The sequence below is a fragment of the Plantactinospora sonchi genome, from assembly GCF_036422035.1.
Classification (GTDB): Bacteria; Actinomycetota; Actinomycetes; order Mycobacteriales; family Micromonosporaceae; genus Plantactinospora; species Plantactinospora sonchi.
This window is the reverse complement of the sequence record NZ_JAZGQK010000015.1, coordinates 91,088-113,726: the sequence shown is the minus strand read 5'-3', so window position 1 is coordinate 113,726 and position 22,639 is coordinate 91,088. Positions and strand designations below refer to the sequence as shown.

Here is a 22,639-nt window from a genome sequence, read left to right as displayed (position 1 = left end):
CCGGGGGATCTCCTCCGGTCATGTCGGCACGCACCGCCCCACTCTAGGTGCCCGGGTCGGACGCTGGTCCGGACGTCCGCCGCACCGGTCCGGCCGGGCCGGCCAGCGCCGGTCGCGGCTGCGACGGCTCGTCGCTGTCCTCGACCGACGGCACGTCGCTGTCCTCGACCGACGGCTCGTCACGGTCCTCGGCCGTTGCCGGTGGCGGCCGGTCCAGCTCCCGCCAGACCGGCATGACAAACGGCAGCAGGGTCACCGCCAGGTACGCCGCACCGAACGCCACGGCGGCACCGGTCAACCCGAGCCCGGTCACGGCGAGGCCGCCGAGCAGCCCGCCGAGCGGGATGCCGGCCCAGGCCGCGGCCTGGGTGAGGCCGAGTACCCGGGCACGCAGCGGCGCGGGGATCCGCTCGTAGCTGACCGCGCCGAGGATCGGGTTGATCGCGGCGATCGACACCCCGGCCGCGAACGACACCAGGTAGACCGCCCAGAGTGGATCGAGGAAGGCGAGCGCGACGAACCGGGGCGCACCGGCGATCAGGAAGCCCACCGCGAAGACGGCGTGCCTCGGCACCTTCGGCGCGACGACGGTGAAGACCACGTTGCCGAGCACCGCTCCGGTGGCGAAGGTCGCGGTCAGCAGGCCGAGCGCGACCGACGAGCGCACCACCTCGGTCGCCCAGACCGGTGCGATGATCCCGCTGTACGCGGCGTCGGCCAGGTTGGTGACGAACAGCAGCAGCACGATCCCGTGGATCAGCGGTTCCCGCCGCAGGTAGTGCAGCCCGACCCGGAGCGCGGCCAGGTACGACTCTTCCGGCGCGTCCACCGCCGGCTCCGCGTCCGGCGAGCGCCGCCGCCCCGGTACGGCGAGCGCCAGCAGCCCCGCGCCGGCCACGAAGGTGGCGGCGTCGACGAGCAGCACGGTCGGGGCGTCCAGTACGGCGATCAGCACACCGGCCAGGGGTGCGCCGAGCAGGGTGGCGAGTCGCTGCAACCCGTCGTGCACGCTGGTCGCCCGGGTCATCTGCATCCCGGCCGCCTCGACCGTCTCCGGGAAGATCACCCGCTTCGCGTTGTCGCCGAAGGCGCGCAGCAGGCCGGCCACCGCCACCAGGGCGACGAGGGTGCCGAAGTGGAGCCCACCGGCCAGGTGCAGCAGCGGAACCGCCGCGACGGCGACCCCGCTGCCGAGGTCGGCGAGGATGCTGGCCCGGCGGGCGCCGATCCGGTCGATCAGCGGCCCGCCGAGGGCGCAGACCAGGACGTACGGCAGCGTCTCGGCGAACGCCACCAGGCCGGTACGGCTTGCGCTGCCGGTGCTGACCAGGGTGAACCAGGGCAGCGCGACCATGCTCATCCGACTGCCGGTCAACGACACCAGCTCGGCGGCGAGCAGCCCGACCAGCGGTCGCCGACGTCGCGTCAGCTTGCCCTCACCGTCCATCGCCGCTGTCCTCGTCAGTGGCGTCCGCGTCACCCACCCGTCCGAGGAAGGCCATGAGCTGCGCCTGGACGACGTACGGCTGGGCGTCCGCCGGGGCCGGGGTGTCCGGGTCGTCGCGCCGGTACCGGCCGAGCACCTCGTGCAGCGCGTCGTACAACTCACCGGCTTCGTCCGGGGTCAGCCGGAAGCGCCAGTCACTGAGTGTCGACTTCCCTCGCCACTCCACCGGGACGTCGACGATCTCGTTGAGCCAGCGGTCGACCCGCTCGGCGTAGAGCGCCCCGACGGCACGCATGTAGGTCTCGGTGTCCTCCGCGGCGGCCCGCCCGACGTCGCCCTCCAGGACGGTGCCCCGGTGCACCGCCCGCCACCAGCGCTCCCGGCCGGAACCGCGACCCGTCTCCTCGGCGACGAAGCCGTACTGGGCGAGTTGCCGCAGGTGGTAGCTGGTAGTGCCGGTGGACTGCCGGAGCCGCTGGGCGAGCGTCGTGGCGGTGGCCGGCCCCTCCTCCCGGAGCAGGTTGAGCATCCGCACCCGCAGCGGGTGCGCGAGCCCTCGAAGCGACGTCGAATCGAGCCGCACCTCATCCCTAGACATGTTTGCAAAGATATCCTTGCAAAGACTTCTTTGCAATCTCGTGTCGATGTCTCCCGCCGACCAGGCCCGCTCAGGCTCAGCAGGCCCGCTCAGGAGTCAGCTCAGGCGGGGTCGCCGTGCCAGGAACGCCACAGCGCGGCGTACGACCCACCGGCCGCGACCAGCTCGGCGTGTGGCCCCAGCTCGGTGATCCGGCCGTCCTCGACCACCGCCACCCGGTCGGCGTCGTGTGCCGAGTGCAGCCGGTGCGCGATCGCGACCACGGTACGGCCACGCAGCACCGCCGCCAGCGACCGCTCCAGATGCCGGGCGGCCCGGGGGTCGAGCAGCGACGTCGCCTCGTCCAGCACCAGGGTGTGCGGGTCGGCCAGCACCAGCCGGGCCAGCGCCAACTGCTGGGCCTGGGCGGCGGAGAGCGGATGCCCCGCCGAACCGACCACCGTCGCCAGCCCCTCCACCCAGTCGAGCGCGTCGACCGCGGCCAGCGCCGACCGGACCTGGACATCGGTCGCCTCGGGCCGCACCATGGTCAGATTTTCGCGGAGCGTACCGATGAAAACGTGGTGCTCCTGCGTGACCAGCGCGACCTCGGTGCGGAGCTGGTCCAGCGGCAGCTCGGCCAGCGGGACTCCGCCGACCGTGACCGAGCCGGCCCTCGGCTGGTGGATCCCGGCGAGCAGCCGCCCGAGTGTCGACTTGCCCGCCCCGGACGGGCCGACCATGGCCAACCGCTCACCCGGCCGCAGGTCCAGGGTCACCCCGTGCAGCACGTCCCGCCCCTCCTGGTAGGAGTACCGCACATCCCGGACGACCAACGCGCGGGGCGACGCGGACGCGACCAGCGGAGACGGAGCGGACGGACGGGGCCCGACCCTCCCCACCGGAAGGTCCCGGACCCTCCTCCGACGCCGGAGAACCCGACGACACCCCCAGCAGCCGCGCCAACGACGCCCCACCCACCTGCACCTCGTCCAGCCAGGAGAGCAGCCGGTCGATCGGATCCATCAGCTGCTGCACGTAGAGGGTGACGGCGGTGACCTCGCCGAGGCTGACCCAGCCCTGCAGATAGAACCACCCGCCGCAGAGCAGGGTCACCACGACCGGCAGCACGTACCCGACCTCGGCGAGCGGGAAGAAGACGGTACGCAGCCACATCGTGTACCGCTCGGCGGCGTACGACCGGCCGATGTCGGTGTCGGTACGGGCCCGGCGACGGCGCTGCTGGCCGAGCGCCTCGGTGCTCCGCGAGCCTTCCACCGTCTCGCTGATCCCGTCGGTGATGTCCGCGTAGGCGGCGCTCTCCGCCAGGTAGCCAGGGCCGGCCCGGCGCAGGTACCAGCGGGTCGCGAACCAGAACAGCGGTACCGAGACCAGGCCGGGCAGCAGCAGCATCGGGCTGGTCAGCAGGATCGCGCCGACGACCAGGATGGCGGTGACGATCGCGATCAGCGTCTCCGGTACGGCGAACCGGACCGACCGGGAGAGGGTGGCGACGTCCCGGGTGGTCCGGGTCAGCAGGTCACCGGTGCCGGCACGCTCCACCGTGGAGAGCGGCAGGGCGAGGATCCGCTCGACGAACTCCTCCCGCAGTTCGGCGAGGACCCGTTCGCCGAGCCGGGCGGAGGCGAAGTGGGCGAACCGGATCAGCACCGCCTGGGCCAGCACGAACCCGCCGATCGCCAGCGCCACCCGGTCCACGGTGACCGTGGTCGTGCCGGCCGACACCCGCTCGACCAGCTCACCGAGGAGTCGGGGGGCGGCCAGCCCGGTGATCGCGGCCAGCGCGTGCAGCCCGAGCACGGCGGCGAGCCCGCGCGGATGCCGCCGGAACAGTGTGCGGGCGTACCGTCGCACCTGGGCCGCGTCGGCGACCGGCAGCACGCCCTGTTCCCCCGCCATCATTCCTCCTCGGCCCGGGTCACCGTGGCGGCGTACCGGGGTTCGGTCCGCAGCAGCTCACGGTGGGTCCCCTCGGCGACGGCCTTGCCGTCCTCGATGAACACCACGTGGTCGGCCCGGTCCAGCACGAGTGGACTGGTGGTGCAGACCAGGGTGGTCCGGCCGCGCCGGGCCGGACCGAGCCGTTGCGCGATCCGTGCCTCGGTGTGCGCGTCGACCGCGCTGGTCGGCTCGATCAGGATCAGCGCCTCCGGGTCGGCGACCAGGGCGCGGGCCAGCCGCAGCCGCTGCTGCTGGCCGCCGGAGAACTCCCGGCCCCGCTCGGCGACCCGGCCGGCGGCCAGCCCGCCCGGCAGCGCCTCGACGATGTCGGTGGCGCTCGCCACGGCCAACGCCGCCTCGATGGTCGCCTCGTCGGCGGTGTCGTGCGGATCCAGTTCGACACGCAGCGGTCCGGAGAAGAGCCGTGCGTTGTTGTCGGCCACCATGATCCGGCGCCGGACCGTCGCCAGCGGCAGCCCCCGCAGCGGTACGCCGCAGAGCGTCACCTCGCTGTCGACGTACCGGCCGAGGCGGTCCGTGATCGCGACGGCGTCGGCGGGTACCGCGGCGGCCAGTGCGGTCAGCCGACCCGGACGGACGGTGACCCCGGATTCGATGTCGACCAGCTCGCCGGGGCGGTCCGGCAGCGTGACCGGGTCGGTGGGTTCGTCGACCTCCCGCTCCAGCCGCAGCAGCGCGACCACCCGGCGGGCCGAGACGTGTCCCCGGACGATCCGGTCGATCATCTCGGTCAGCGTCCGCAGCGGGCCGACCAGGAAGACGGTGTAGCCGTAGAACGAGACGAGCTGGCCGACGGTGATCTCGCCGCGCAGCGCGAACCGGGCGCCGAGCCAGGTCACCAGCACCAGGAAGATGCCGGGGAGCAGCACCTGCGCCGACTCCATCAGTGCCTCGACCCGGGCCACCCGGATGCCGTCGCGGCGCAGGGTCTGCGACTCGGCGCGGTAGCGGGCCGCGAACACCGACTCGCCGCCGACGCCGCGCAGCACCCGCAGCCCGGAGACGATGTCGCTGGCCCGGGTGGTCAGCGTCGCCTGCTGGTCGCGGTACGTCTCCTGGCGGCGGTGCAGCGGCCGGATCAGCAGTCCGACGATCGCCATCAGCGCGGGTACGCCGATCAGCACCACCAACCCGAGCGGGATCGAGGTGCTGAGCATGATCGCCATGATGGTGCCGATCGCGAAGATCGAGCCGGTGCCCCGGGAGAGGATGTCCAGCGCCCCGCCGATGTGGTTGATGTCGGCGGTGCCGATGCTGACCACCTCGCCGGTGGCGAGCCGTTTCGGCAGGGTCGCCCCGAGCTGGTTGGCCTTCTCGACGGTGAGCTGCACGGTCCGGTACGCCCCGGCCAGCCAGTTGTAGACGGCGAACCGGTGTCGGATGATCCCGGCGACCGCCTGCCCGACCCCGACGGCGAGCAGCACCAGGGCCCAGCGCAGCAGCGCGTCGCCGTCCCGTCCGACCAGTCCGGCGTCGATCGCCTTGCCGAGCACGGCCGGCATCAGCGCCTGGCCGACGTAGTTGACGACGGCCAGCGCCATCCCGGCGGCGAGGGTGGGCCAGATCCGGGCGGCGTGCCAGAGCAGGAACCTGGTGGCCGATCGGTGGTCCGGGACGCCGGGATCAGGGACAGGTAAGGAGCGCATCGCTCGTGACCGTATGGCCCCGAACGCCACGATCGCCACCGTTTTTCCAGCTCAGATCAACGATCGGTGGCACCGCCCACGGCTTCCCGTCGAGCCGGGCACGGCAGCGCTCAGCCCTGGCGGAACGGCTGCGGCTCGCGTCCTTCCGCGTACACCGTCAGGACGCCGTCGGCGACGCCCAGCCGCTCGTCCGGCCAGTCGTCCTCGTACCAGCGCAGGTAGCCGAAGAACCGCTCGTCGCCGGCGCGCTTGGCGATCAGCCAGTCGAACAGTGTCGCGACGTCGCCACGGTCCTCCGGATGCACCGCCCAGCGGCAGGTCAACGCCCACCGTCCGCCGGACCGGTCGTCCTGTCGGTGCAGGGCGGAGACCGCCGCGCCGCCGATCTTGTCGATCCCGGGCTCGACAAGCTCCCACACCGGTCGCGGGTCGTCCTCGAACACCCACTGGCCGTGCTCGTCCTCGACCGCCCGACCGTCGTCGCCGATGACGATCGAGGGGAACTCCGTGATGATGGTGAGCCGTTCCGGCTGCGGCCCGAGGCCGAGATGCCAGCGCACTTCGGCGACCTCGTCGTCCGACAGCTCGCACCGTAGGTCCATCGACACCATGAACTCGTGCATGTCCCCCATGCCGGGGCAGGCTACCCGTCCGGTGCGACAGGCCGGCCGGGCCGACGACCTTTCCAGGCGCGGACCCGGCCGTCGTTGACTGTTCCGCCGGTCAGCCGATCCGGGCGCCGAGGTGGATGGCGACCGCGTCGTGTGCCGCGACGTCCGCCCGGAACCAACCGCCCGCGTCGACGGTGATCACCGGTCCGGTGCAGGAGCCGCCGGTGTGGTCGCCGTGGATCACGTCGCAGTACCGCCCGGCCGGCAGGTTCGTCCGGTACGAGCGACCGTTGACCGCGCTGTCCTCGTCGTTGATGGTCAGGTAACCCCGGCCGTCGCGACCGAAGGCGATGTGGTTGTTGCCGTTGTCGTACCAGTGGACCAGCCCGCTGCCCCGCACCGTGTTGTGGAAGGCGACCATGTTGGCGATCACCTGCCACCGGTGCTCGCAGCGCCAGCCGTTGCTGTAGCAGGTCGTGTCGCTCGTCTTCCCGTTGCCGTCCGACGGCGGCCCCTGGTCCCGGTTGCCGAACTCGTAACTGGACATCACCGCCGGTGACCCGTACGGCCAGGCGAGCATGAACGCGTTGGCCAGCGCGTAGATCCCGTTGTCCCGGTACGTCAGCACGTCGCCACCGTCGCGCTGGGTGTCGTGGTTGTCGGTGAAGACCACCGCCGACCCGCTGCCCAGATAGCCCCACGGCTCGCCGAGGTTGTTCAGGTACGCCAGTCGTTCCCGGCGGAACACCCGGCCGAGGTCCTTGCCGTAGCGGAACTCGTGCACGTCACCGTTGCCGACGTACTCGCCGGGTTGGATCGGCTCACCGGCGCCGTGGATGACCTCCTGCACCAGGTACGCCGGTCGGGACAGCCGGGAGCGCAGCGCACCGATGTCGGCGGCCGGCATGTGCTTGCTGGCGTCCAGCCGGAACCCGTCGACACCGAGGCTGAGCAGGTCGTTGAGGTAGGCGGCGAGCCGGTCGCGGACGTACCCGGTGCCGGTGGCGAGGTCGGCCAGCCCGACGAGTTCGCAGTTCTGCACCTCGTACCGGTCGTGGTAGTTCGCGATGTCGTCGTTGCCGTTCCGTCCACAGTGATGGAAGTCCTGGCTCTGGTAGATGCCCGGGTAGGTGTACGGCGTGTAGCCGCCGCCGGCCCAGCCGGTGCCGGTCCCGACGGCGCTCATGTGGTTGACGACCGCGTCGACGATCACCTTGACGCCGGCGTTGTGGCAGGTGGTGACCATCGCCTGGAACTGGGCGCGGGTGCCCCTGCGGGATTCGATCCGGTAGCTGACCGGCTGGTACGCGACCCACCACTGCTGGCCCCGGATGTGTTCCTGCGGTGGGGAGACCTGTACGTAGCCGTAGCCGCGCGGGCCGAGGAAGCTTTGGCACTCTGCCGCCACCGAGGGCCAGTTCCACTCGAAGAGCTGGACGATGACGTCCCTGGTGCCGGGTGGCGCGGCGGTGGCCGGTGGGCTGGCGCCGACCGGGACGGTGAGGGTGGCGGCCAGGGAGGCGGCGAGAGCGAGCGAGGCGGTGGTTCGTCGGCGCATGGGCGGGACTCCTGACGCGCGAAGGGACGGTTCGTCGCGAGGTGGATGGCGGAGCTGCCGGAGAGGGTCGGAAGGCGTCGCAAACTTTGCAGCATGCTTGCAAGCAACTTTCATCGATGTCAAGGCCAGCGGCGGGGATTGGCGCCAGCTGCCTTCTCCCACGCCACGTCAACCCGGGCAGACTCGCTGTAGTCAGTAGCAGATGCCCCTGCAAGACCTTGCGACGGGCAACGGTCGGCTGCACGGCCCGCCAGGAGCGGGGCCATGCAGCCGACAGGAGAACCCGCCTCTATGGTGATCCCATGGCGTCGGTCAAGCAGTTCCAGGTCACCTTCGACTGCGCGGAACCCGAGCGTGTCGCCCGGTTCTGGTGCGAGGTGTTGGGGTACGTCGTACCGCCGCCACCGGAGGGGTTCGCCAGCTGGGACGAGTACAACCGCTCGCTGCCGCCCGAGCAGCGGGGTGCGTCGTTCTCCTGCAGTGATCCCACCGGTGTGGGCCCGCGACTGTACTTTCAGCGCGTCCCCGAGGGCAAGGTCGTCAAGAACCGGGTGCATCTCGACGTGCGGGTCGCTACCGGGCTCGTGGGTGAGGAGCGCGTGGCCGCGCTTGAGGCCGAATGCGCCCGACTGGTCCCGCTCGGCGCGGTCCGCGTGCAACTGCTGACCGCCGACGAGGAGAACGAGTCGTGCCTGGTGATGCAGGACGTCGAGGGCAACGAGTTCTGCCTCGACTGACCCCCGTCCACGTCAACCTGGCCAGGCGCTGGTCAGCGAGCCGAAGACCGGCCAGGTTGACGTGGACGGAACAGGGTTTGGCGAGACCACGCCCTCGGCGTCAGACGGCCTCGACCACGGTCACCGAGAAGGTGGTGACATTGTCGGACGGGTCGGCGTCCGGGTCCGGGAACGACACGTCGGTCTGCACCTCGATACCGGCCTCGCCCAGGTCGCCGAGGGCGGTGTCGGCCGGTGCTACGAAAACGAGGTCGAAGCTGCGCGCCTCGCCCTCCATGAACTGGCCGCCGGGTACGCAGAAGTGTGCGCAGCCGTCCGACGGCACGGTGTGCGTCTCGTAGACGCCCGTCGGCAGATCCCGCGTGATCACGTAGAGCCCCGAGTGCGGGGCATCGCTGTCGTACCGCACCGTCAGCGGCAGCCGTCCCTCGAAGCTGCCGTCCGGCTGCCGGACCAACGCCAGGTCACCGGCGGTGATGCCGGACTCCGGCTGCTGGTCCCGCACGTACGGCCGGGGATCGCGCAGTGAGCCGGTGGACGAGCGGAACCGGGTCCGGAAGCTCTCGTCAGCAACCACCTCCCCGCCGACCTTGACGGCCAGACGCCCGTTCCCGGCGCTCATGGCGTACGACTTGATCTCGGTGAGGACCTGAAAGTCGATCGTGAAGGCCCGCTGCTCCCCCGGCTGGAGTTCGCCGCCCGGGACGTCGCACTCGACCCTGATCCGCCCGTCGGGCAGGGCCTCGCCGCCGCTGTAGCAGCTCATCCCCCACTCCAGGTTCTGGTACGAACCCGGAACCGGCTCGGTGATCACATAGGTGGCGCGGCCCGGCTCGGAGCCCTGGTGGGTCAGCTCGACCTCCAGGGCACCCCGGTAGCCGAACTCGGTCGGCTCCAGGACCAGCCGGTCCGGGATGGACGCGGTCGACGGGGCGGGCGCGGCCTGCGCGGCGGGCGCTCCCATCGACAACGCGGCGGCCAGGCCCAGCACCCCGGCCAGCACAGTGGACACAGGTGTACGCATGCAGTTGCTCCATTTCCCCGTAACAATGAGCCATTCGCCCGAGCGGTCTTCATGGTGCCATTCCCGGCCACCACTCACTATGCCGATTCACGCCTCGCCGACGACGTCTGGCAGCGTCCACGGGTGATTCCCGGCGCGACATCCGCCGGCGACTGCGTGTCGCCGATCCGATTCACACCTACGGTGAGCAGGGACGACATCGGACACGCCGAACACCGGCGAAAGGCCGCCGACGACGCTGCCGGAGCGCGTTTCGTGCACCGATGAACATTCGGTGAATGGTGGGGGTGGTGGCGAATACGTCGTCTCCGGCAATCGACTAGCCGCGTCGGGCCCGCTGGTTGGCGTACTTGCGGGCCGCGAACCCGTACGCCTCATGCAGCAGCTCGCGGACCTCGGGCAGGCTCGCCGCACCCGGGTTCACCACGCAGACCCAGTACTGGGTGGCGTACTCGGGATGCGGCATCAGCACGTCGGTGGCGGCGTAGTCGACACCGGTCCGCCACACACCGCGCTCGTCCCGCCCGGTCGGCGGGGGGCCGAACCGGGCGACGTACGTCGCCTTGGTCAGCCCCAGGTTGAGCCGGTACGTGTCGGGCCGGTCCAGCTCGGAGACGCTGTCGTACCGGTCCGCGGTCATGATCGTCGCCCACGGCAGCTGCCGTTCCGGGGGAAGGTCGCGGTCGGGGTCGTAGAGGAAGTACCGGTCGCCGGACGCCTCCAGGACGTTGACCCCGTCGAACGTGTCACAGATGTGTCGGGTCAGCTCGTCGATGTTCATACCTTCAATCGTTTCATTGAACTCCTTTGTGACAGTTCTGTCCGGCGTCACCACGTAGGCGGGCCGCGAACCCTCAACCAGGGGGTTCAACCGGTCGGCGGAGACCGGACCGGGTCCGCGTCGGGTTGGGTTGGGAATCTGGACCGGCTCCGTGAGCTGCAGGCCGACGGGCTCATCGTCCGCCACGACCGCGGAACGAACCCTCCGCACGTCGAGTACCGGCTCACCGGGGAGGGGCTCAGCCTGCCACCCGTACTCCAGGCCCTGTACGACTGGGGAACCGGGCGGGCGGCGCGCACCGGCACCACCATCCAGCAGGTTGGTTAGAGGTCGGACCCGGGCGCCTCAGGGAGGTCCCGACCAATTGCCGTCGACCTGACGGAGCGGACCCAGCCGAGGAAACGGTCGGTCAGCGCGCCGGGCCCGGGCGCGGTGTCCGGGTGCAGCCGGGTCAGGTCGAGGTACGCCTCGGCGAGCGAGAGCCCGAGGTAGACGCAGAGCGCCAACCGGTCGTGGGCGTACTCCCGGGAGAGGTTGGCCCGGGCGGCGCCGCACGGCCACGGCTGCCCGTCGTGGCGGCAGAGCCAGAGTGGGCGCAACGGGAGGTGCCGGAGCTCGTCGGAGCCACCTCCGGTCTCCTCTCCCGTTTCCTTTCCCGTCCCCTCTTCCGTCATCGCCGGACTCCGTCCGCCATTCGACCCCGGCGGAGCTGACCGAGGGTGAGGTAACCGTCCGCCCGGGTGGGCCGGTCCCAGCCCGCCCAGCTATTCCGCCACGGATTCCGAAGCGACTTCTGAGGAACATTCGGATCTGGCCGTAACGCTGGTGCCGCCGGAGACGGAAAGCGCCCGGTAAGCATTACCGACCGGTTTCGGCGAGGGCACGGCCACCGCCGCCCGCATCGGCAGGACAACCAGAGCCGACGCCAGTCTCGGCCGTGACCTGCGGTTGGCGCCGCAGGCCGCGATCGGGAGGTGTTCCGCATGACAACCTCTTCTCGTCATCTGCACGTCCACTGGAAGGGGCCGGCTCCACGGAGGGGAAATGGAACCGGCCCCGGCAGGTCCCGCCCGGCAGGTCTGTGCCACTCGGATTCCGAACAGGACCGCTGATCCCCACTCTCAGCACTGGAGTTCGCCACCACAACCACCTAGGGTCGGAATGACAGATCGACGGGGCGCTATCCCGAATGGCGACCGGCGGACTGTTCCAGGATGGAACGTTTTCCGTACCAATTTGAAACAGGGGGAACAGATGACCGACAGCGGATCTTCAGTGCCACGCCGGCAGCTCGGACGCCACCTGCGCATCGCCCGCGAACAGGCGGGGCTTTCCCTGGAGGCCGCCGCCCAGGAGTTGGAGTACTCCCGGACCACCATGTACCGGATCGAGAGCGGCAGCGCCGCCGCCCGCAAGGCCGACGTGCTGGCCCTGTGCCGGACGTACGGGGTGCCGGAGGAGATGACCGAGGCGCTGATCGGGCTCTCCACCCAGACGAAGGCGAGAGGCTGGTGGCACGCGTACGGCGACGCCGTGCCGGCCTGGTTCGAGTTGTACGTCGGCCTGGAAGCCGCCGCCTCCCGTCTCCGGCACTGGGAACCGTTCACGGTGCCCGGACTGCTCCAGACCCGGGAGTACGCCACCCACCTGCTCCGCTCCCAACCCGACCTGCCGCAATCGGAGATCGAGCGTCAGGTCGAGGTCCGGATGGAGCGTCAGCAGATCCTCCGCCGCAAGAAGCCGGCACCGCCGAAGCTGGAGGTCATCCTCGACGAGGTGGCGTTACGCCGCCGCATCCCCGGAATGGCCGGCCAGCTCACCCACCTGCACTCGGTGGCGACCAGCGGAACGGCGACCGTCCGGGTGGTGCCGCTGGCCGCCTCGACAAGCTGGGCGCTGGCCGGCGGGAACTTCATCATCCTCGACTTCCCGTCCACCGGGCTGCGCACCCCGGAGCCGACCACCATCTACAGCGAGTCGCTGACCGGGGCCATCTACCTGGACCGGCCGACGGAGGTCGCGTCGTACGCTAAGGCATGGAGAGCCCTCGAAGCGATGGCATTGGATTCCTCCCGCTCGGCCGACCTGATCGCGACGATCGCCAAGGAGTGCAGCGATGACTGACCTGACCGGCGCCAGGTGGCGCAAGAGCAGCCGCAGCAACGGGTCCGGTGGAGCATGTGTCGAGGTGGCCGACGACCTCACCGGCATTGTCGGCGTACGCGACAGCAAGGACCCGTCGGGGCCGGCCCTGACCTTCACCCCGACCGCCTGGCGGCGGTTCCTCACCTCGGTCCGCTAGGTTCTGTCGCGCGGATCTGGCGGTCGGGGATGGCGCGCAGCGGTGGAAGGAGCGGGTTCCGCGCGGCCCCCGGCGACAAGGGACACCCTCGCGGCACGTCGGTCGTACGCTCAGATCGCTCGTCGAGGACGCGGGACGGGAGTTGACGTGAAAATCATCAGGCGGGTCATCGTGTTCGACGCCAGCGACATCGACGCCGAAAGCAGATTCTGGGCCGGCCTCCTCGGCGGCACGGTGCACCGGGACGAGGCCTGGCACAGCATCGTGGTCGACGGCGAGTGGGTCATGGGCGTGCAGCTTGCCCCGAACCATGTGGCACCGGACTGGCCGACCGGTCCCCAGCAGCAACAGGTGCACCTCGACCTACACGTGGACGATCTGGAGAAGGCCGGTCGGCTCGCCGTCGAGCTGGGCGGACGTCGACTCCAGGACGCGAGGAGACCAGCCGACAACCCCGACGGCGAGGAGATGTTCGCCGTTTTCGCCAGTCCGGCCGGTCACCCGTTCTGCTTCGGGGTCCACTAGCCCAGGCGCCGGTACCGGTCGTCCGCTCGCGTTACCTGACCGGGGACCGTAGGCCGAGCCACTGCTCGGCGTCCCAGGCATGAAACCGCTCCACCTCGGTGAACCCCAGCTTCGCCGCGAGGCGCATCGAGCCGACGTTGGCGGTCTGGGTGGTGAGCACCACCGGCTCGCCGGGAAGGACGGCGTCGAACCAGTCGAGCGCCGCCGCGCACGCCTCGGCGGCGTACCCGAATCCCCACGCCCGGGGCAGGAACAGGTACCCGAGGTCGGCCTTGCCCACGACGGCCGGGCGACGGTGTCCCGTTGCCCTCCTGAGCAGGATCTGGCCGATCATCGTTCCGTCGAGCTCCACGACGAAACTCCCGGGCCACCGCTCGGGCACCCCGGGCATCTCACGCTCAAGCTCGGCACGCGGCCGAGGACCGCCGAGGTAGGTGTGCACCTCCGGCGACGCCAGCAGCTCGACGAACGCCGGACGGTCCCGGGCTGCGGACTCCCGGAGCACGAGCCGCTCGGTCCGGATCGGCTCAGGTGGCCAGGCGACGGGTCCGAGCTCGGTCATGCCGGCCAGCCAACCAGCAGACCCGGCAGTGATCAAGACTTACGGATCGGTCTAGCCACCGGCCCGCGCCCCTCGGCGGACCTGTGTGGTCACAGCGTCAGCCCCGACCTCGGGCGATCAGCGTCTCGATGCCGTCGAGGAGCAGGTCGAGCCCGAAGGTGAAGTCGGCGTCGTCGACCCACTCCGGCTCGGCGCCGAACGCGTTCGCGCGTACCGCCGCGGTCAACTCCGGGTACCGGTCCGGGTCGAGCACCTGACCGAGGATCTCGCCGTACCCGGTCAGCCCGCCGATCTGGTCGGCGGCGCCCCTGCCCGCCGCGCCGTTCAGCGCGTGGGCCAGGGCGGCCTGCCGGGTGGCGTAGCCGGTGAGGGTGGTCGCGATGTTGATCCGCGCGCCGTGGTCGAGTCCGGTGTCGGCGAGCGCGGCGAGCGCGCGGTCGAGCCAGCGCAGCGCCCGGGGCCCGGCGGGCGGGGTGTGCTGGCCGAGCGCCAACACCCAGGGTCGGTCGAGCAGGAAGTCGCGGTTGGCCCGGGTCCAGTCGGTCAGGTAGTCACGCCAGGGTCGCCCGTCGATCGACGGCGGTTCGGGCGTGGCGGCGTCCGCCATGATGATCAGCAGTTCGTCCTTGCTGCCGACGTAGCGGTACAGGGACATCGTCGCCACCCCGACCTGGTTGGCGACACTGCCCATGGTCACCCCCTCAAGGCCGTCGCGGTCGGCGATGCGGATCGCGGCGGCGACGATCCCGGCCAGGTCGAGGCTGGGTCGGGGGCCGTGTCTCGGGCTGTTCTCCCGGCCCCACATCCGGGCCACCACGGGGGGAAGCTGCTGTTCCGCCACGGTGACCTCTCCTCGTCCTCCGGCTTCGGGTCTTGCGCTCACTCTAGATCTCAGGGACTCTGTATTTCATACGCTGTAGCACGTACGCAGATTGCGGGGGGAGTCAACTGTGACTACGCAGAGTGTGGTAGCTCCATCAGGTTCGATACGACGGGTGCTCGACGTCGACGCGATCCGCGGGTTCGCGCTGTTCGGGATCTTCGCCGTCAACGTCACCTTCATGGCCTCCGGCTATCCGGGGAACCTGGTGACCGACCCCGACTTCGGCTCGGGGCTCGACAACGCCGTACGCGCGTTCTCGTCCGTCTTCATCGACATGAAGTTCTACGTGCTGTTCTCGTTCCTCTTCGGATACAGCTTCACCCTCCAGATGGCGGCGGCGAGCCGGGCCGGTGCGGCCTTCACCCCACGCATGCTCCGCCGGATCGGTGGCCTCTTCGTCCTCGGCGCCCTGCACATCGTCCTCATCTACGGCGGCGACGTGCTCACCACGTACGCGGTCGCCTGTCTCGCCCTGCTCCTGCTCCGCAGGGTGACGGACCGTACGGCGATCCGGATCGCACTGGCCCTCTACGCGCTCGTACTGCTCAGCCTGCTCGCCAGCGCGTTCCTGGTGGACCGCTCGACGTTCGTACCCGGTGAGGCCGAAGCCCTGGCCAACGGCGAGCGGGCGACCCAGGCGCTGCTCGGCGGCTGGGAGGCGAACATCGGGGAGCACTTCGCCGGCCTGCCGCTGCTGGTCCTCCAGGCGGTGACCCTGCAGGGCCCGACCGCGCTGGGCCTGTTCCTGCTCGGCATGGTCGCCGGACGTCGGCAGTGGCTGGGCCGGGTCACCGGCGACGAACCGGTGCTGCGCCGGATCCAGTGGATCGGCTTCCCGGTCGGACTGCTCGGCGCGATCGTCTACACGGCCAGCGGCGGCAACGGCAACACCCTCGGGGTCGCGGCGAGCGTCGCGACGGCACCGCTGCTGGCCGCCGCGTACGTGGCGACACTGCTGCGGATCATGCACCACCCGCGTACCTCGGCGGTCCGGACCGCGCTCGCCCCGGCCGGCCGGATGGCCCTCACCAACTATCTGGGACAGTCGGTGGCCGGCCTGATCGTGTTCACCGGCATCGGGTTCGGGTTCGCCGGCAGGCTCTCCCCGCTTGCGCTGTTCGGCTTCGCGCTGGCCGTGTTCGCGGTCCAGTTGACGCTCAGCGCGCTCTGGCTGCGCCGGTTCCGGTACGGGCCGGTCGAGTGGGTGCTGCGCTGGCTCACCAACGCCCGTCGTCCCGCCTTCGTCGCCCCGACCGCTGGTCCCCCGGCGGACGAGAAGATCCCGGCCTCACCATCCTCCGCCGGCTGACCCGTCCCCCGCGCCGACCCGCTCGCCGCTGTGCACGGCCGAGCGGGCGGCGAGGTCACATCACGCGACGGCGGTCCCTTCGAGCTCGACCATCTGGCCGGGGATCGCCAGCCGTGCCACCCCGAGCATCGTGGTGGTCGGCGCCACCCCGGCAGCACCCAACCGCGACGCCAGCACGCCGTAGTGCTGGATGAGCAGATCGACGTCGGTGGTGTAGACGTTGAGCCGGACGAGGTTCGCGAGGGACATGGCGGCCTCGTCGAGCACAGCCTCCAGGTTGTCGAGGCTCAGCGCCACCTGCGCGGCCATGTCACCGGCATGCTGGGGTTTGCCGTCGCCACTCATCGCGGTCTGCCCGGAGCAGTACAGGGTCCGGGTGTGCCCGGATACGATCTCACCCTGGTTGAAACCCATCTCCACCGACCACGTCACCGGGTTGACTGCCGTTCGTTCCACTGCCACATCAGTTCCATTCGTCGAGAGTGTGGGACACCTCGGGCTCGGACCCACGTGTTGCTGAGCCTCGCAGCCAAATCACGACATCCTGTGTCGTGTATTTCTGCGATAGTTCCCGCATGCGAGCTGACCGGTTGGTCGCGCTGGTACTGCTGCTGCGCCAGCGCGGTCGACTGTCCGCGGCCACCCTGGCCCGCGAGCTTGAGGTATCCACCCGCACCGTGTTGCGCGACATCGAGGCACTGTCCGCGGCTGGCGTTCCGGTCTACGCCGAACGCGGGCGGCATGGCGGTTTCGCGTTGTTGCCCGGTTTCCAGACCGAGCTCGTCGGCCTGAACCACGACGAGGCACTTGCCCTGCTGATCGTCGGCTCTCGCCGCGCCGAGCAGACATTCGGCCTCGGCTCGGCGCTCGCTTCAGCCATGCGCAAGGTGGTGGACGCACTGCCCGAGAGCCACCGAGAGATCGCGACCAGCGCGGCCCAGCGACTGCTCATCGACCCCGAGACCGACCTGCTGTCGCAACGGTTGGTCACCGAGGAGATTCGCGACAGCGTGGTGGCCGAGGTCCGACGCGCGGTGCTCGCCGGACACAAACTGCGCATCCACTACGCGGCCATGGACCAGGCAGCACGGTGGCGCACAGTGGACCCGATCGGGATGGTCACCGTGCGCGACCGGGGCTATCTGCTGGCCACGAGGTCTGGCGCGGACCGCACCTACCGGCTGTCCCGGGTGTTGGCCGCCGAGGAACTCTCCGAACCGGCAGAGCGACCAACCCAGGTCGACCTGGACCGGGCCTGGCGGGAACGCTGCGCGCGGTTGCTGGCCGGCGGCGACCCGGTCACCGTGCTGGTACGGGTGGACGCGGCGCGACGGGAGGAACTGGTACGCACCGCGGTTGCCGTCCGCGCCGAAGAACCCGACACGGACGACTGGCTGCGGCTGGAGGTGACCTTCAGCGAGGCAGAACATGCCGAATGGGTGCTGTGGCAGCTCGCCACCCACGCGGAGGCCCTGGCCCCGCAGTGGCTGCGCACCGCCCTGCGCGACCGCGCCGCCGCGATCGCCACCCGCTACCAGGTAGCACCTGCGGGTTGACGGACCAGCACGCTCGTCAGCGCCTCACTCAGGTCCGTCGTACGCCGCTCTGCGGGACTGCACCCGGTACTCCCGGGGGCTCACGCCACGGCTGCGCTTGAACGCGGTGCTCAGTGCGAAGGAGCTGCCGTAGCCGACCTGGCGGGCGACCGCGCCGACGGTGGCGTCCGGCTCGCGGAGCAGGTCGGCGGCGAGCGCCAGCCGCCACCCGGTGAGGTACGACATCGGCGGCTCGCCGACCAGCGCGGTGAACCGGCGGGCGAGGGCCGCCCGGGAGACCCCGGTCCGGGCGGCGAGGCTCGCCACCGTCCAGGGCTGGGCCGGGCTGTTGTGGAGCATCCGCAGCGCCGGCCCGACGACCGGGTCGGTGTACGCCCGGTACCAGGCCGGAGCCTCGGCGCCGGGCCGGTCGAACCACTCGCGCAGCACCGCGATCAGCAGCAGGTCGAGCAGCCGGTCGAGGACCGCCTCCTGACCGGGCTCGTTCTTCACGATCTCGGTGGCGAGCAGCCGCACCAGTGGCGAGTCCCAGGAGTCGCCCGGGACGACGAGCAACGGCGGCAACGCGCCCAGCAGTCGCTGACTGACCTCACCCCGCATCGTGTAGGTACCGGTGAGCAGCATCGTCGGGCCGTCCGGGCTGTTGCCCCAGGTACGTACGCCCTGTTCCACCATGTCGGGCAGTTCCTGCCCGTCCGGCGTGACGCAGACCTGACCCGGCCGGACGACAACCTGCGGCACCGTCGCCGGATCGTCGGCGACGGTGTACGGGTCGGGTCCACGGACCACCGCCACGTCCCCGGGACCGAGCCGGACCGCCGCGTCGCCGTCGGGAACGATCCAGGCGTCACCCCGGACCGCCGCGACCAGGGTCAACGGCGCCCGGTCCTCGATCCGCATCGACCAGGGAGGGGCGAGGACCGACCGGAGCAGGAACGCGCCGTGCGCCCGGGGTCCGTCGAGAAGACTGGCAACCGCGTCCACGTAGACGATTGAACACAGAACCGCGCGCTTCAGCTATGTGACGTCTCACGCCCTCGCACTTGACTGGTCCCCATGAGCAAACGACCGAGAGCGGCACACCGTCCTGCTACCGCGCCCGACCGGATGGTCTCCCGATGAGACTCGCGCAGCACGTCTCGCTGATCGCCGCCGCCATCAGCACCGGGCTGATGGCCGGACTCTTCACCGCGTTCGCGTACGCGGTGATGCCGGCCCTGAAAGGGGCCGACGACCGTACCTTCGTCGACGCCATGCAACGGATCAACGTGACCATCGTCAACGGCTGGTTCCTGCTGAGTTTCCTGGGCGCCCTGGGGTTCCTCACCCTGTCGGCGTTCCTCGCCTGGCAAGGCGAGGGCCGGCCGGCACTACCCTGGATCGTCTGCGGACTCGTGCTGTACCTGGTGACGCTTTTCGTCACCGGCGTCGTCAACGTGCCACTCAACAACCAGCTCGCGGCGGCCGGCGACCCCGGCACGATCACCGACCTGGCGGCCGTACGCGCGCACTTCGAATCCACCTGGGTCACCTGGAACGTCGTACGCGCGCTCGCCAACACGGCCGCGTTCGGTTGCCTCACCTGGGCGCTGGTCGTGTTCGGCCGTACCGGCGGCTGAGCCGGCGGCCGGGCGCCGACGGTCCCCCCGTCAGCCGTCCTGATCGATCCGCACGGCCGGTACGTCCACCAGATGCTCCGCGATGAACCACACCTGCAGTTCGTTGGTCCGGAGTACGTCGCTGACCAGGATGTCGTTCGTGCCGTCGTCGCGGTTGTCGGCGGTCTTGTCGACCGCGTCCCGGACCTTCGTGATCAGAATTTCGTGTGCTTCGAGGAGCCGGGAGAGCATCGCCGGCACCTGCTCCGCCCCGTTCGGCGGACGCGGGATCGTGGTCAGCTCGGCCACGTGCCGGGGATCGGCGACGGCGACGCCGCCGAGGGTCTGCACCCGTTCCGCCATCAGGTCGACCAGTTTCAACTGCTCGTCGGCGTGCTTGTCGAGCAGCAGATGCAGCTGGTAGAACGTGTGCCCACGGACCAGCCAGTGGTGCTTCTTGTACAGGTTGTAGAGGATGATCGTGTCGGCCAGGATGTGGTTCAGCAGCTGGCAACTCTCGACCCTGGCGTTGTAGCCCAGGGCGATCGGGAACAGGCGTACGTCCCCGAACCGCTGCACCTCCGCGCCGTACTGGTGGAACAGCGGTTGACTGTCCCGGACCTGACCGTCGCTCTTTTCCGCCGCGTGGAACGGATCGGCATGCTTTGGGCTGACCATCCCTGGTTCCCTCCCGATGTCGCTTTCCGGGGTCGGAGTCCTCGACCGGCAAGCGCTATACCCGGTGACAGGACCCGTACGCCCCGACCCGCCAGGAACCACGAGCCGGCCGGAGCCGCCCCGCGACGCCGTCAGGGTCGCCGGGAGCAGCGGTGTGTCGGGTCAGCGGTCGACCTGGGTGAAGTCCCAGGAGTGCGGCGGCCGGGCGACGAGTCGCAGCGGCGGCTCCGGCAGCGACAACGGATCACTGCGCCACTTGGAGATGACCACGACCCGGTCGTCGGCGGAGGAGAAGACCTCGCTGTTGATGTGCAGCGGGCTGTGCTCCACTTCGGGCAGTGCGGTGTCGCAGACCCACGAGACCAGCTCCGGGGCCCGGGACCGCTCGGCCCGAGCTTCCCACATCCGTACGATCACGTCGGTCATCGCTCCTCCCGCCGCCCTCGGCGCCGCCGGAACACTACACGCTGACGGTCGTCAACGGCATCGCGGAATCGGCGGGCAGGTCCAGCCGGCTCGGCGCCACCCCGGCGGCGACCAGGTGTGATCCGAGTGCCGCCACCATCGCGCCGTTGTCGGTGCAGAGCTTCGGCCGGGGTACCCGCACCCGGATGCCGTACTTCGCGGCCCGTTCCTCGGCCATGGCGCGCAGCCGGGAGTTCGCCGCGACCCCGCCGCCGAGCACCAGCGTCTCGACACCGTTGGTACGGCAGGCGTCGATCGCCTTCGCGGTCAGCACGTCGCAGACCGCCTCCTGGAACGAGGCGGCCACGTCCGGCACCGGCACCGGTTCGCCGGCCCGCTCCCGCGCCTCGACCCAGCGGGCGACCGCCGTCTTCAACCCGGAGAAGGAGAAGTCGAAGCGGTGCGCGGCGAGGTCGCGGGCGGCGGTCAGGCCGCGCGGGAAGGCGATGGCGTCCGCCGCACCGGCCCGGGCCTCCCGGTCGATCGGCGGCCCACCCGGGAACGGCAGCCCGAGCAGGCGGGCCACCTTGTCGAACGCCTCGCCGGCCGCGTCGTCGATGGTGGCGCCGAGCGGTGTCACCCCGGTCGCCAGGTCGTTGATCATCAACAGCGACGAGTGCCCGCCGGAGACCAGCAGTGCGATCGCCGGCTCAGGCAGCGGGCCGTGCTCCAGGGTGTCGACGGCGACGTGCGCGGCCAGGTGGTTGACGCCGTACACCGGTTTCTCGGCGGCGAGCGCGTACCCCTTCGCGGCGGCGACCCCGACCAGCAGCGCACCGGCCAGGCCGGGACCGGCGGTGACGGCGATCGCGTCGATGTCGGCCAGGGTCACCCCGGCCTCGTCGAGCGCCCGCCGCATGGTCGGCACGATCGCCTCCAGGTGGGCCCGGCTGGCCACCTCGGGCACCACCCCGCCGAACCGGGCGTGCTCCTCCACGCTGGACGCGAGCGCGTCGGCGAGCAGGGTGTGCCCGCGTACGACGCCGACACCGGTCTCGTCGCAGGAGGTCTCGATCCCGAGGATCAGTGGTTCGTCAGCCATGGTTCGCCTGTTCCAGTCCGGCCCGGTCCAGCTCTGCCTGCATGACCAGGGCGTCGGTGTTGCTCGGTTGGTAGTAGCCGCGCCGGATCCCGACCGGCTCGAAGCCGTACGTCGCGTAGAGCCGCTGGGCCGGGGCGTTGTCCACCGCCACCTCCAGCAGCACCCGGCGTACGCCGCGTCGGGTCGCCTCGGCCAGCAGGTCGACCAGCATCATCCGGCCGATGCCGCCGCGCTGGGCGTCCCGGCGTACCGCCACGTTCTGCACCCAGGCCTCGTCCGGCGGGGCGACCGCGAGTCCGGCGTACCCGGTCAGCGCGTCGGCGCCGTCCAGCGCCGCCACGTAGTAGTGCCCGTTCGCCAACTCGTTCCAGAACATCGCCGGTGACCAGCGCTCGGCACCGAACAGGTCGTCCTCGATCGGCAGCGCCTCGGTGATGTGCCACCAGCGGAACCGGCTCAACCTGGTCACGGACGGGTCCCCTACCGCAGGACCGGCTTGCGGCCGGCGGCCGCCACGGCGTCCGGTCGGCGCAGGTAGAGCGGGGTGAGCCGGTCGCCGGGCGCACCGGACCGGACCCGCTCCGCCGCCAGCTCCGCCAGGGCGTACGCCGACGGGTGGTCCAGCCCGGCCCGGGGTGGCAGGCCGAGCACGTCGGCGTACCGGTGGGCCCCCTCGCCGACCGCGACCCGGACGCCCAGCTCAGCGGCGCGTTGGGCGACCACGGCGGGGGTGTCGACGGCCGGGCCGACCAGCCGCTCCCCGGTCAGGTCGTAGACCGCCCAGTAGATCTCGCGGCGTCGGGCGTCGGTGGCGACCAGTACCGGCCCGACCTCGGGTGCCGCACCCGAGCGCGGATGGGTGGCGGCGTGGCCGATCGCGTCGAGCGAGCCGACCGCGTACGTCGGGATGTCCAGCACCTGGCCCATGCTCGCCGCGGTGACCAGGCCGACCCGCAGCCCGGTGAACGGTCCGGGGCCGACCCCGGCGACCACGGCGGCCAGGTCGGCCGCCCGGGCGCCGACCTCGGCGAGCACCTCGGCCACCTCCGGCGCGAGGAGTTCGCCGTGCGCCCTCGCGTCGACCCTGCTCCGTTCGGCGCGGAGCAGTACACCGTCGGCGGTGATCTCCGCCAGCGCGGCGGTCACCGCCGGAGTCGACGAGTCCAGCACGAGTACGAGCACATACGCACCCTAACCGGGCTGCCGCGCCGCGCTCGCGGGACCCGCCCCCGGTTGCCCCCACTCCCGGCTGACCGCGCCGCGCGCCGCGCCAGCGACGGGACTCCGTGACCGTCACCCAGGCGGACCGGCCGCGCACACGGTCTGGACGGGTCGACGGTCACCGGGATCGGGCG

The 22,639-nt window shown here is 71.0% G+C and carries 25 protein-coding genes and 1 pseudogene; 8 read left to right on the top strand and 18 right to left on the bottom strand.

Annotation, left to right across the window (positions count from 1 at the left end):
• Positions 1-43: 43 nt before the first annotated feature.
• From V1633_RS18445 to V1633_RS18415, 6 genes and pseudogenes are all read right to left on the bottom strand, one after another.
• Positions 44-1,447, bottom strand: coding sequence for an MFS transporter (locus V1633_RS18445; protein WP_331215578.1), 1,404 nt, complete (start codon positions 1,445-1,447; stop codon positions 44-46).
• Positions 1,437-2,045 (bottom strand): ArsR/SmtB family transcription factor, encoded by a 609-nt coding sequence (locus V1633_RS18440; RefSeq protein ID WP_331215577.1) that lies wholly within the window; start codon positions 2,043-2,045, stop codon positions 1,437-1,439. Before V1633_RS18440 ends, V1633_RS18445 begins: the two co-directional genes overlap by 11 nt.
• Positions 2,046-2,146: 101 nt before the next feature.
• Positions 2,147-3,947 (bottom strand): annotated as a pseudogene (locus V1633_RS37010) (ABC transporter ATP-binding protein).
• A complete protein-coding gene (locus V1633_RS18425) occupies positions 3,944-5,653 on the bottom strand; it encodes an ABC transporter ATP-binding protein (RefSeq protein WP_331215574.1) in 1,710 nt (569 codons plus the stop codon). Before V1633_RS18425 ends, V1633_RS37010 begins: the two are co-directional and overlap by 4 nt.
• Before the next feature lie 110 nt (positions 5,654-5,763).
• A complete protein-coding gene (locus V1633_RS18420; protein ID WP_331215573.1) occupies positions 5,764-6,285 on the bottom strand; it encodes a hypothetical protein in 522 nt (173 codons plus the stop codon).
• 91 nt (positions 6,286-6,376) lie between these two features.
• Positions 6,377-7,822 (bottom strand): alpha-amylase, encoded by a 1,446-nt coding sequence (locus V1633_RS18415; protein WP_331215572.1) that lies wholly within the window; start codon positions 7,820-7,822, stop codon positions 6,377-6,379.
• Positions 7,823-8,124: 302 nt separating this feature from the next.
• Between V1633_RS18415 and V1633_RS18410 the strand changes: the two genes are divergently transcribed.
• A complete protein-coding gene (locus V1633_RS18410) occupies positions 8,125-8,559 on the top strand; it encodes a VOC family protein (protein WP_331215571.1) in 435 nt (144 codons plus the stop codon).
• Positions 8,560-8,659: 100 nt separating this feature from the next.
• Here the strand turns inward: V1633_RS18410 and V1633_RS18405 are convergent, their stop codons facing one another.
• Together V1633_RS18405 and V1633_RS18400 are read right to left on the bottom strand one after the other, a co-directional pair.
• A complete protein-coding gene (locus tag V1633_RS18405) occupies positions 8,660-9,583 on the bottom strand; it encodes a hypothetical protein (protein WP_331215570.1) in 924 nt (307 codons plus the stop codon).
• A gap of 319 nt (positions 9,584-9,902) precedes the next feature.
• Entirely contained in the window at positions 9,903-10,364 is a 462-nt protein-coding gene (locus V1633_RS18400) for a DUF6194 family protein (RefSeq protein WP_331215569.1), read from the bottom strand.
• Between V1633_RS18400 and V1633_RS18395 the strand changes: the two genes are divergently transcribed.
• Positions 10,338-10,691: a winged helix-turn-helix transcriptional regulator gene (locus tag V1633_RS18395; RefSeq protein ID WP_331215568.1), complete on the top strand. Its 354-nt coding sequence runs from the start codon at positions 10,338-10,340 to the stop codon at positions 10,689-10,691. The two genes, V1633_RS18400 and V1633_RS18395, sit on opposite strands and share 27 nt — an antisense overlap.
• Here the strand turns inward: V1633_RS18395 and V1633_RS18390 are convergent.
• Positions 10,688-11,038 carry a hypothetical protein gene (locus V1633_RS18390; protein ID WP_331215567.1) on the bottom strand — a complete coding sequence of 117 codons (351 nt, stop codon included), beginning with the start codon at positions 11,036-11,038 and terminating at the stop codon, positions 10,688-10,690. The genes V1633_RS18395 and V1633_RS18390 overlap by 4 nt on opposite strands.
• 580 nt (positions 11,039-11,618) lie before the next feature.
• Here V1633_RS18390 and V1633_RS18385 point away from each other — a divergent pair.
• The 3 genes from V1633_RS18385 to V1633_RS18375 all read left to right on the top strand — a co-directional run bounded on the left by V1633_RS18385 (position 11,619) and on the right by V1633_RS18375 (position 13,191).
• Positions 11,619-12,488 carry a helix-turn-helix domain-containing protein gene (locus V1633_RS18385; protein ID WP_331215566.1) on the top strand — a complete coding sequence of 290 codons (870 nt, stop codon included), beginning with the start codon at positions 11,619-11,621 and terminating at the stop codon, positions 12,486-12,488.
• The gene (locus tag V1633_RS18380; protein ID WP_331215565.1) at positions 12,481-12,666 is read left to right on the top strand and encodes a DUF397 domain-containing protein; all 186 of its coding nucleotides are present in this window, start codon (positions 12,481-12,483) and stop codon (positions 12,664-12,666) included. The genes V1633_RS18385 and V1633_RS18380 overlap by 8 nt, the downstream gene beginning before the upstream one ends.
• 147 nt (positions 12,667-12,813) lie before the next feature.
• Positions 12,814-13,191: a VOC family protein gene (locus V1633_RS18375; RefSeq protein ID WP_331215564.1), complete on the top strand. Its 378-nt coding sequence runs from the start codon at positions 12,814-12,816 to the stop codon at positions 13,189-13,191.
• 31 nt (positions 13,192-13,222) lie between these two features.
• Here the strand turns inward: V1633_RS18375 and V1633_RS18370 are convergent, their stop codons facing one another.
• Positions 13,223-13,753 (bottom strand): GNAT family N-acetyltransferase, encoded by a 531-nt coding sequence (locus tag V1633_RS18370; protein ID WP_331215563.1) that lies wholly within the window; start codon positions 13,751-13,753, stop codon positions 13,223-13,225.
• Positions 13,754-13,850: 97 nt separating this feature from the next.
• Positions 13,851-14,594, bottom strand: coding sequence for a TetR/AcrR family transcriptional regulator (locus V1633_RS18365; RefSeq protein WP_331215562.1), 744 nt, complete (start codon positions 14,592-14,594; stop codon positions 13,851-13,853).
• Positions 14,595-14,748: 154 nt separating this feature from the next.
• Here V1633_RS18365 and V1633_RS18360 point away from each other — a divergent pair, with 154 nt between their 5' ends.
• Positions 14,749-15,945 (top strand): DUF418 domain-containing protein, encoded by a 1,197-nt coding sequence (locus V1633_RS18360; RefSeq protein ID WP_331215561.1) that lies wholly within the window; start codon positions 14,749-14,751, stop codon positions 15,943-15,945.
• 60 nt (positions 15,946-16,005) lie between these two features.
• On the opposite strand, the gene V1633_RS18355 is transcribed toward V1633_RS18360, so the two are convergent.
• On the bottom strand, positions 16,006-16,407 hold the full coding sequence (locus V1633_RS18355; protein WP_331215560.1) for a RidA family protein: 402 nt from the start codon (positions 16,405-16,407) through the stop codon (positions 16,006-16,008).
• A 113-nt stretch (positions 16,408-16,520) separates the two neighbouring features.
• Between V1633_RS18355 and V1633_RS18350 the strand changes: the two genes are divergently transcribed.
• Positions 16,521-17,501, top strand: a complete 981-nt coding sequence (locus tag V1633_RS18350) for a helix-turn-helix transcriptional regulator (RefSeq protein WP_331215559.1) — start codon at positions 16,521-16,523, stop codon at positions 17,499-17,501.
• 24 nt (positions 17,502-17,525) lie between these two features.
• Here V1633_RS18350 and V1633_RS18345 read toward each other — a convergent pair whose 3' ends face one another.
• Positions 17,526-18,485 (bottom strand): AraC family transcriptional regulator, encoded by a 960-nt coding sequence (locus V1633_RS18345; RefSeq protein WP_331215558.1) that lies wholly within the window; start codon positions 18,483-18,485, stop codon positions 17,526-17,528.
• A 134-nt stretch (positions 18,486-18,619) separates the two neighbouring features.
• Between V1633_RS18345 and V1633_RS18340 the strand changes: the two genes are divergently transcribed.
• A complete protein-coding gene (locus V1633_RS18340) occupies positions 18,620-19,120 on the top strand; it encodes an anthrone oxygenase family protein (RefSeq protein ID WP_331215557.1) in 501 nt (166 codons plus the stop codon).
• 30 nt (positions 19,121-19,150) lie between these two features.
• Here the strand turns inward: V1633_RS18340 and V1633_RS18335 are convergent, their stop codons facing one another.
• From V1633_RS18335 to tsaB, 5 genes are all read right to left on the bottom strand, one after another.
• Positions 19,151-19,777: a Dps family protein gene (locus tag V1633_RS18335; RefSeq protein ID WP_331215556.1), complete on the bottom strand. Its 627-nt coding sequence runs from the start codon at positions 19,775-19,777 to the stop codon at positions 19,151-19,153.
• A 162-nt stretch (positions 19,778-19,939) separates the two neighbouring features.
• Positions 19,940-20,194 carry a hypothetical protein gene (locus V1633_RS18330; RefSeq protein ID WP_331215593.1) on the bottom strand — a complete coding sequence of 85 codons (255 nt, stop codon included), beginning with the start codon at positions 20,192-20,194 and terminating at the stop codon, positions 19,940-19,942.
• Positions 20,195-20,237: 43 nt separating this feature from the next.
• On the bottom strand, positions 20,238-21,284 hold the full coding sequence (gene tsaD / locus V1633_RS18325) for a tRNA (adenosine(37)-N6)-threonylcarbamoyltransferase complex transferase subunit TsaD (RefSeq protein WP_331215555.1): 1,047 nt from the start codon (positions 21,282-21,284) through the stop codon (positions 20,238-20,240).
• A complete protein-coding gene (gene rimI, locus V1633_RS18320) occupies positions 21,277-21,753 on the bottom strand; it encodes a ribosomal protein S18-alanine N-acetyltransferase (protein ID WP_331215554.1) in 477 nt (158 codons plus the stop codon). The genes tsaD and rimI overlap by 8 nt, the downstream gene beginning before the upstream one ends.
• 11 nt (positions 21,754-21,764) lie before the next feature.
• Entirely contained in the window at positions 21,765-22,466 is a 702-nt protein-coding gene (tsaB, locus tag V1633_RS18315; RefSeq protein ID WP_331215553.1) for a tRNA (adenosine(37)-N6)-threonylcarbamoyltransferase complex dimerization subunit type 1 TsaB, read from the bottom strand.
• Between the last annotated feature and the right edge of the window lie 173 nt (positions 22,467-22,639).

Bases quoted from the DNA above. Each gene is read 5' to 3' on its own strand.
- V1633_RS18350 (WP_331215559.1), top strand. From the start codon at position 16,521: ATGCGAGCTGACCGGTTGGTCGCGCTGGTACTGCTGCTGCGCCAGCGC.
- V1633_RS18380 (WP_331215565.1), top strand. From the start codon at position 12,481: ATGACTGACCTGACCGGCGCCAGGTGGCGCAAGAGCAGCCGCAGCAAC.
- V1633_RS18425 (WP_331215574.1), bottom strand. From the start codon at position 5,653: ATGCGCTCCTTACCTGTCCCTGATCCCGGCGTCCCGGACCACCGATCG.
- V1633_RS18405 (WP_331215570.1), bottom strand. From the start codon at position 9,583: ATGCGTACACCTGTGTCCACTGTGCTGGCCGGGGTGCTGGGCCTGGCC.
- V1633_RS18335 (WP_331215556.1), bottom strand. From the start codon at position 19,777: ATGGTCAGCCCAAAGCATGCCGATCCGTTCCACGCGGCGGAAAAGAGC.
- V1633_RS18445 (WP_331215578.1), bottom strand. From the start codon at position 1,447: ATGGACGGTGAGGGCAAGCTGACGCGACGTCGGCGACCGCTGGTCGGG.
- V1633_RS18415 (WP_331215572.1), bottom strand. From the start codon at position 7,822: ATGCGCCGACGAACCACCGCCTCGCTCGCTCTCGCCGCCTCCCTGGCC.
- V1633_RS18410 (WP_331215571.1), top strand. From the start codon at position 8,125: ATGGCGTCGGTCAAGCAGTTCCAGGTCACCTTCGACTGCGCGGAACCC.
- V1633_RS18440 (WP_331215577.1), bottom strand. From the start codon at position 2,045: ATGTCTAGGGATGAGGTGCGGCTCGATTCGACGTCGCTTCGAGGGCTC.
- V1633_RS18390 (WP_331215567.1), bottom strand. From the start codon at position 11,038: ATGACGGAAGAGGGGACGGGAAAGGAAACGGGAGAGGAGACCGGAGGT.
- V1633_RS18385 (WP_331215566.1), top strand. From the start codon at position 11,619: ATGACCGACAGCGGATCTTCAGTGCCACGCCGGCAGCTCGGACGCCAC.
- V1633_RS18420 (WP_331215573.1), bottom strand. From the start codon at position 6,285: ATGGGGGACATGCACGAGTTCATGGTGTCGATGGACCTACGGTGCGAG.
- V1633_RS18400 (WP_331215569.1), bottom strand. From the start codon at position 10,364: ATGAACATCGACGAGCTGACCCGACACATCTGTGACACGTTCGACGGG.
- V1633_RS18340 (WP_331215557.1), top strand. From the start codon at position 18,620: ATGAGACTCGCGCAGCACGTCTCGCTGATCGCCGCCGCCATCAGCACC.
- tsaD (WP_331215555.1), bottom strand. From the start codon at position 21,284: ATGGCTGACGAACCACTGATCCTCGGGATCGAGACCTCCTGCGACGAG.
- V1633_RS18370 (WP_331215563.1), bottom strand. From the start codon at position 13,753: ATGACCGAGCTCGGACCCGTCGCCTGGCCACCTGAGCCGATCCGGACC.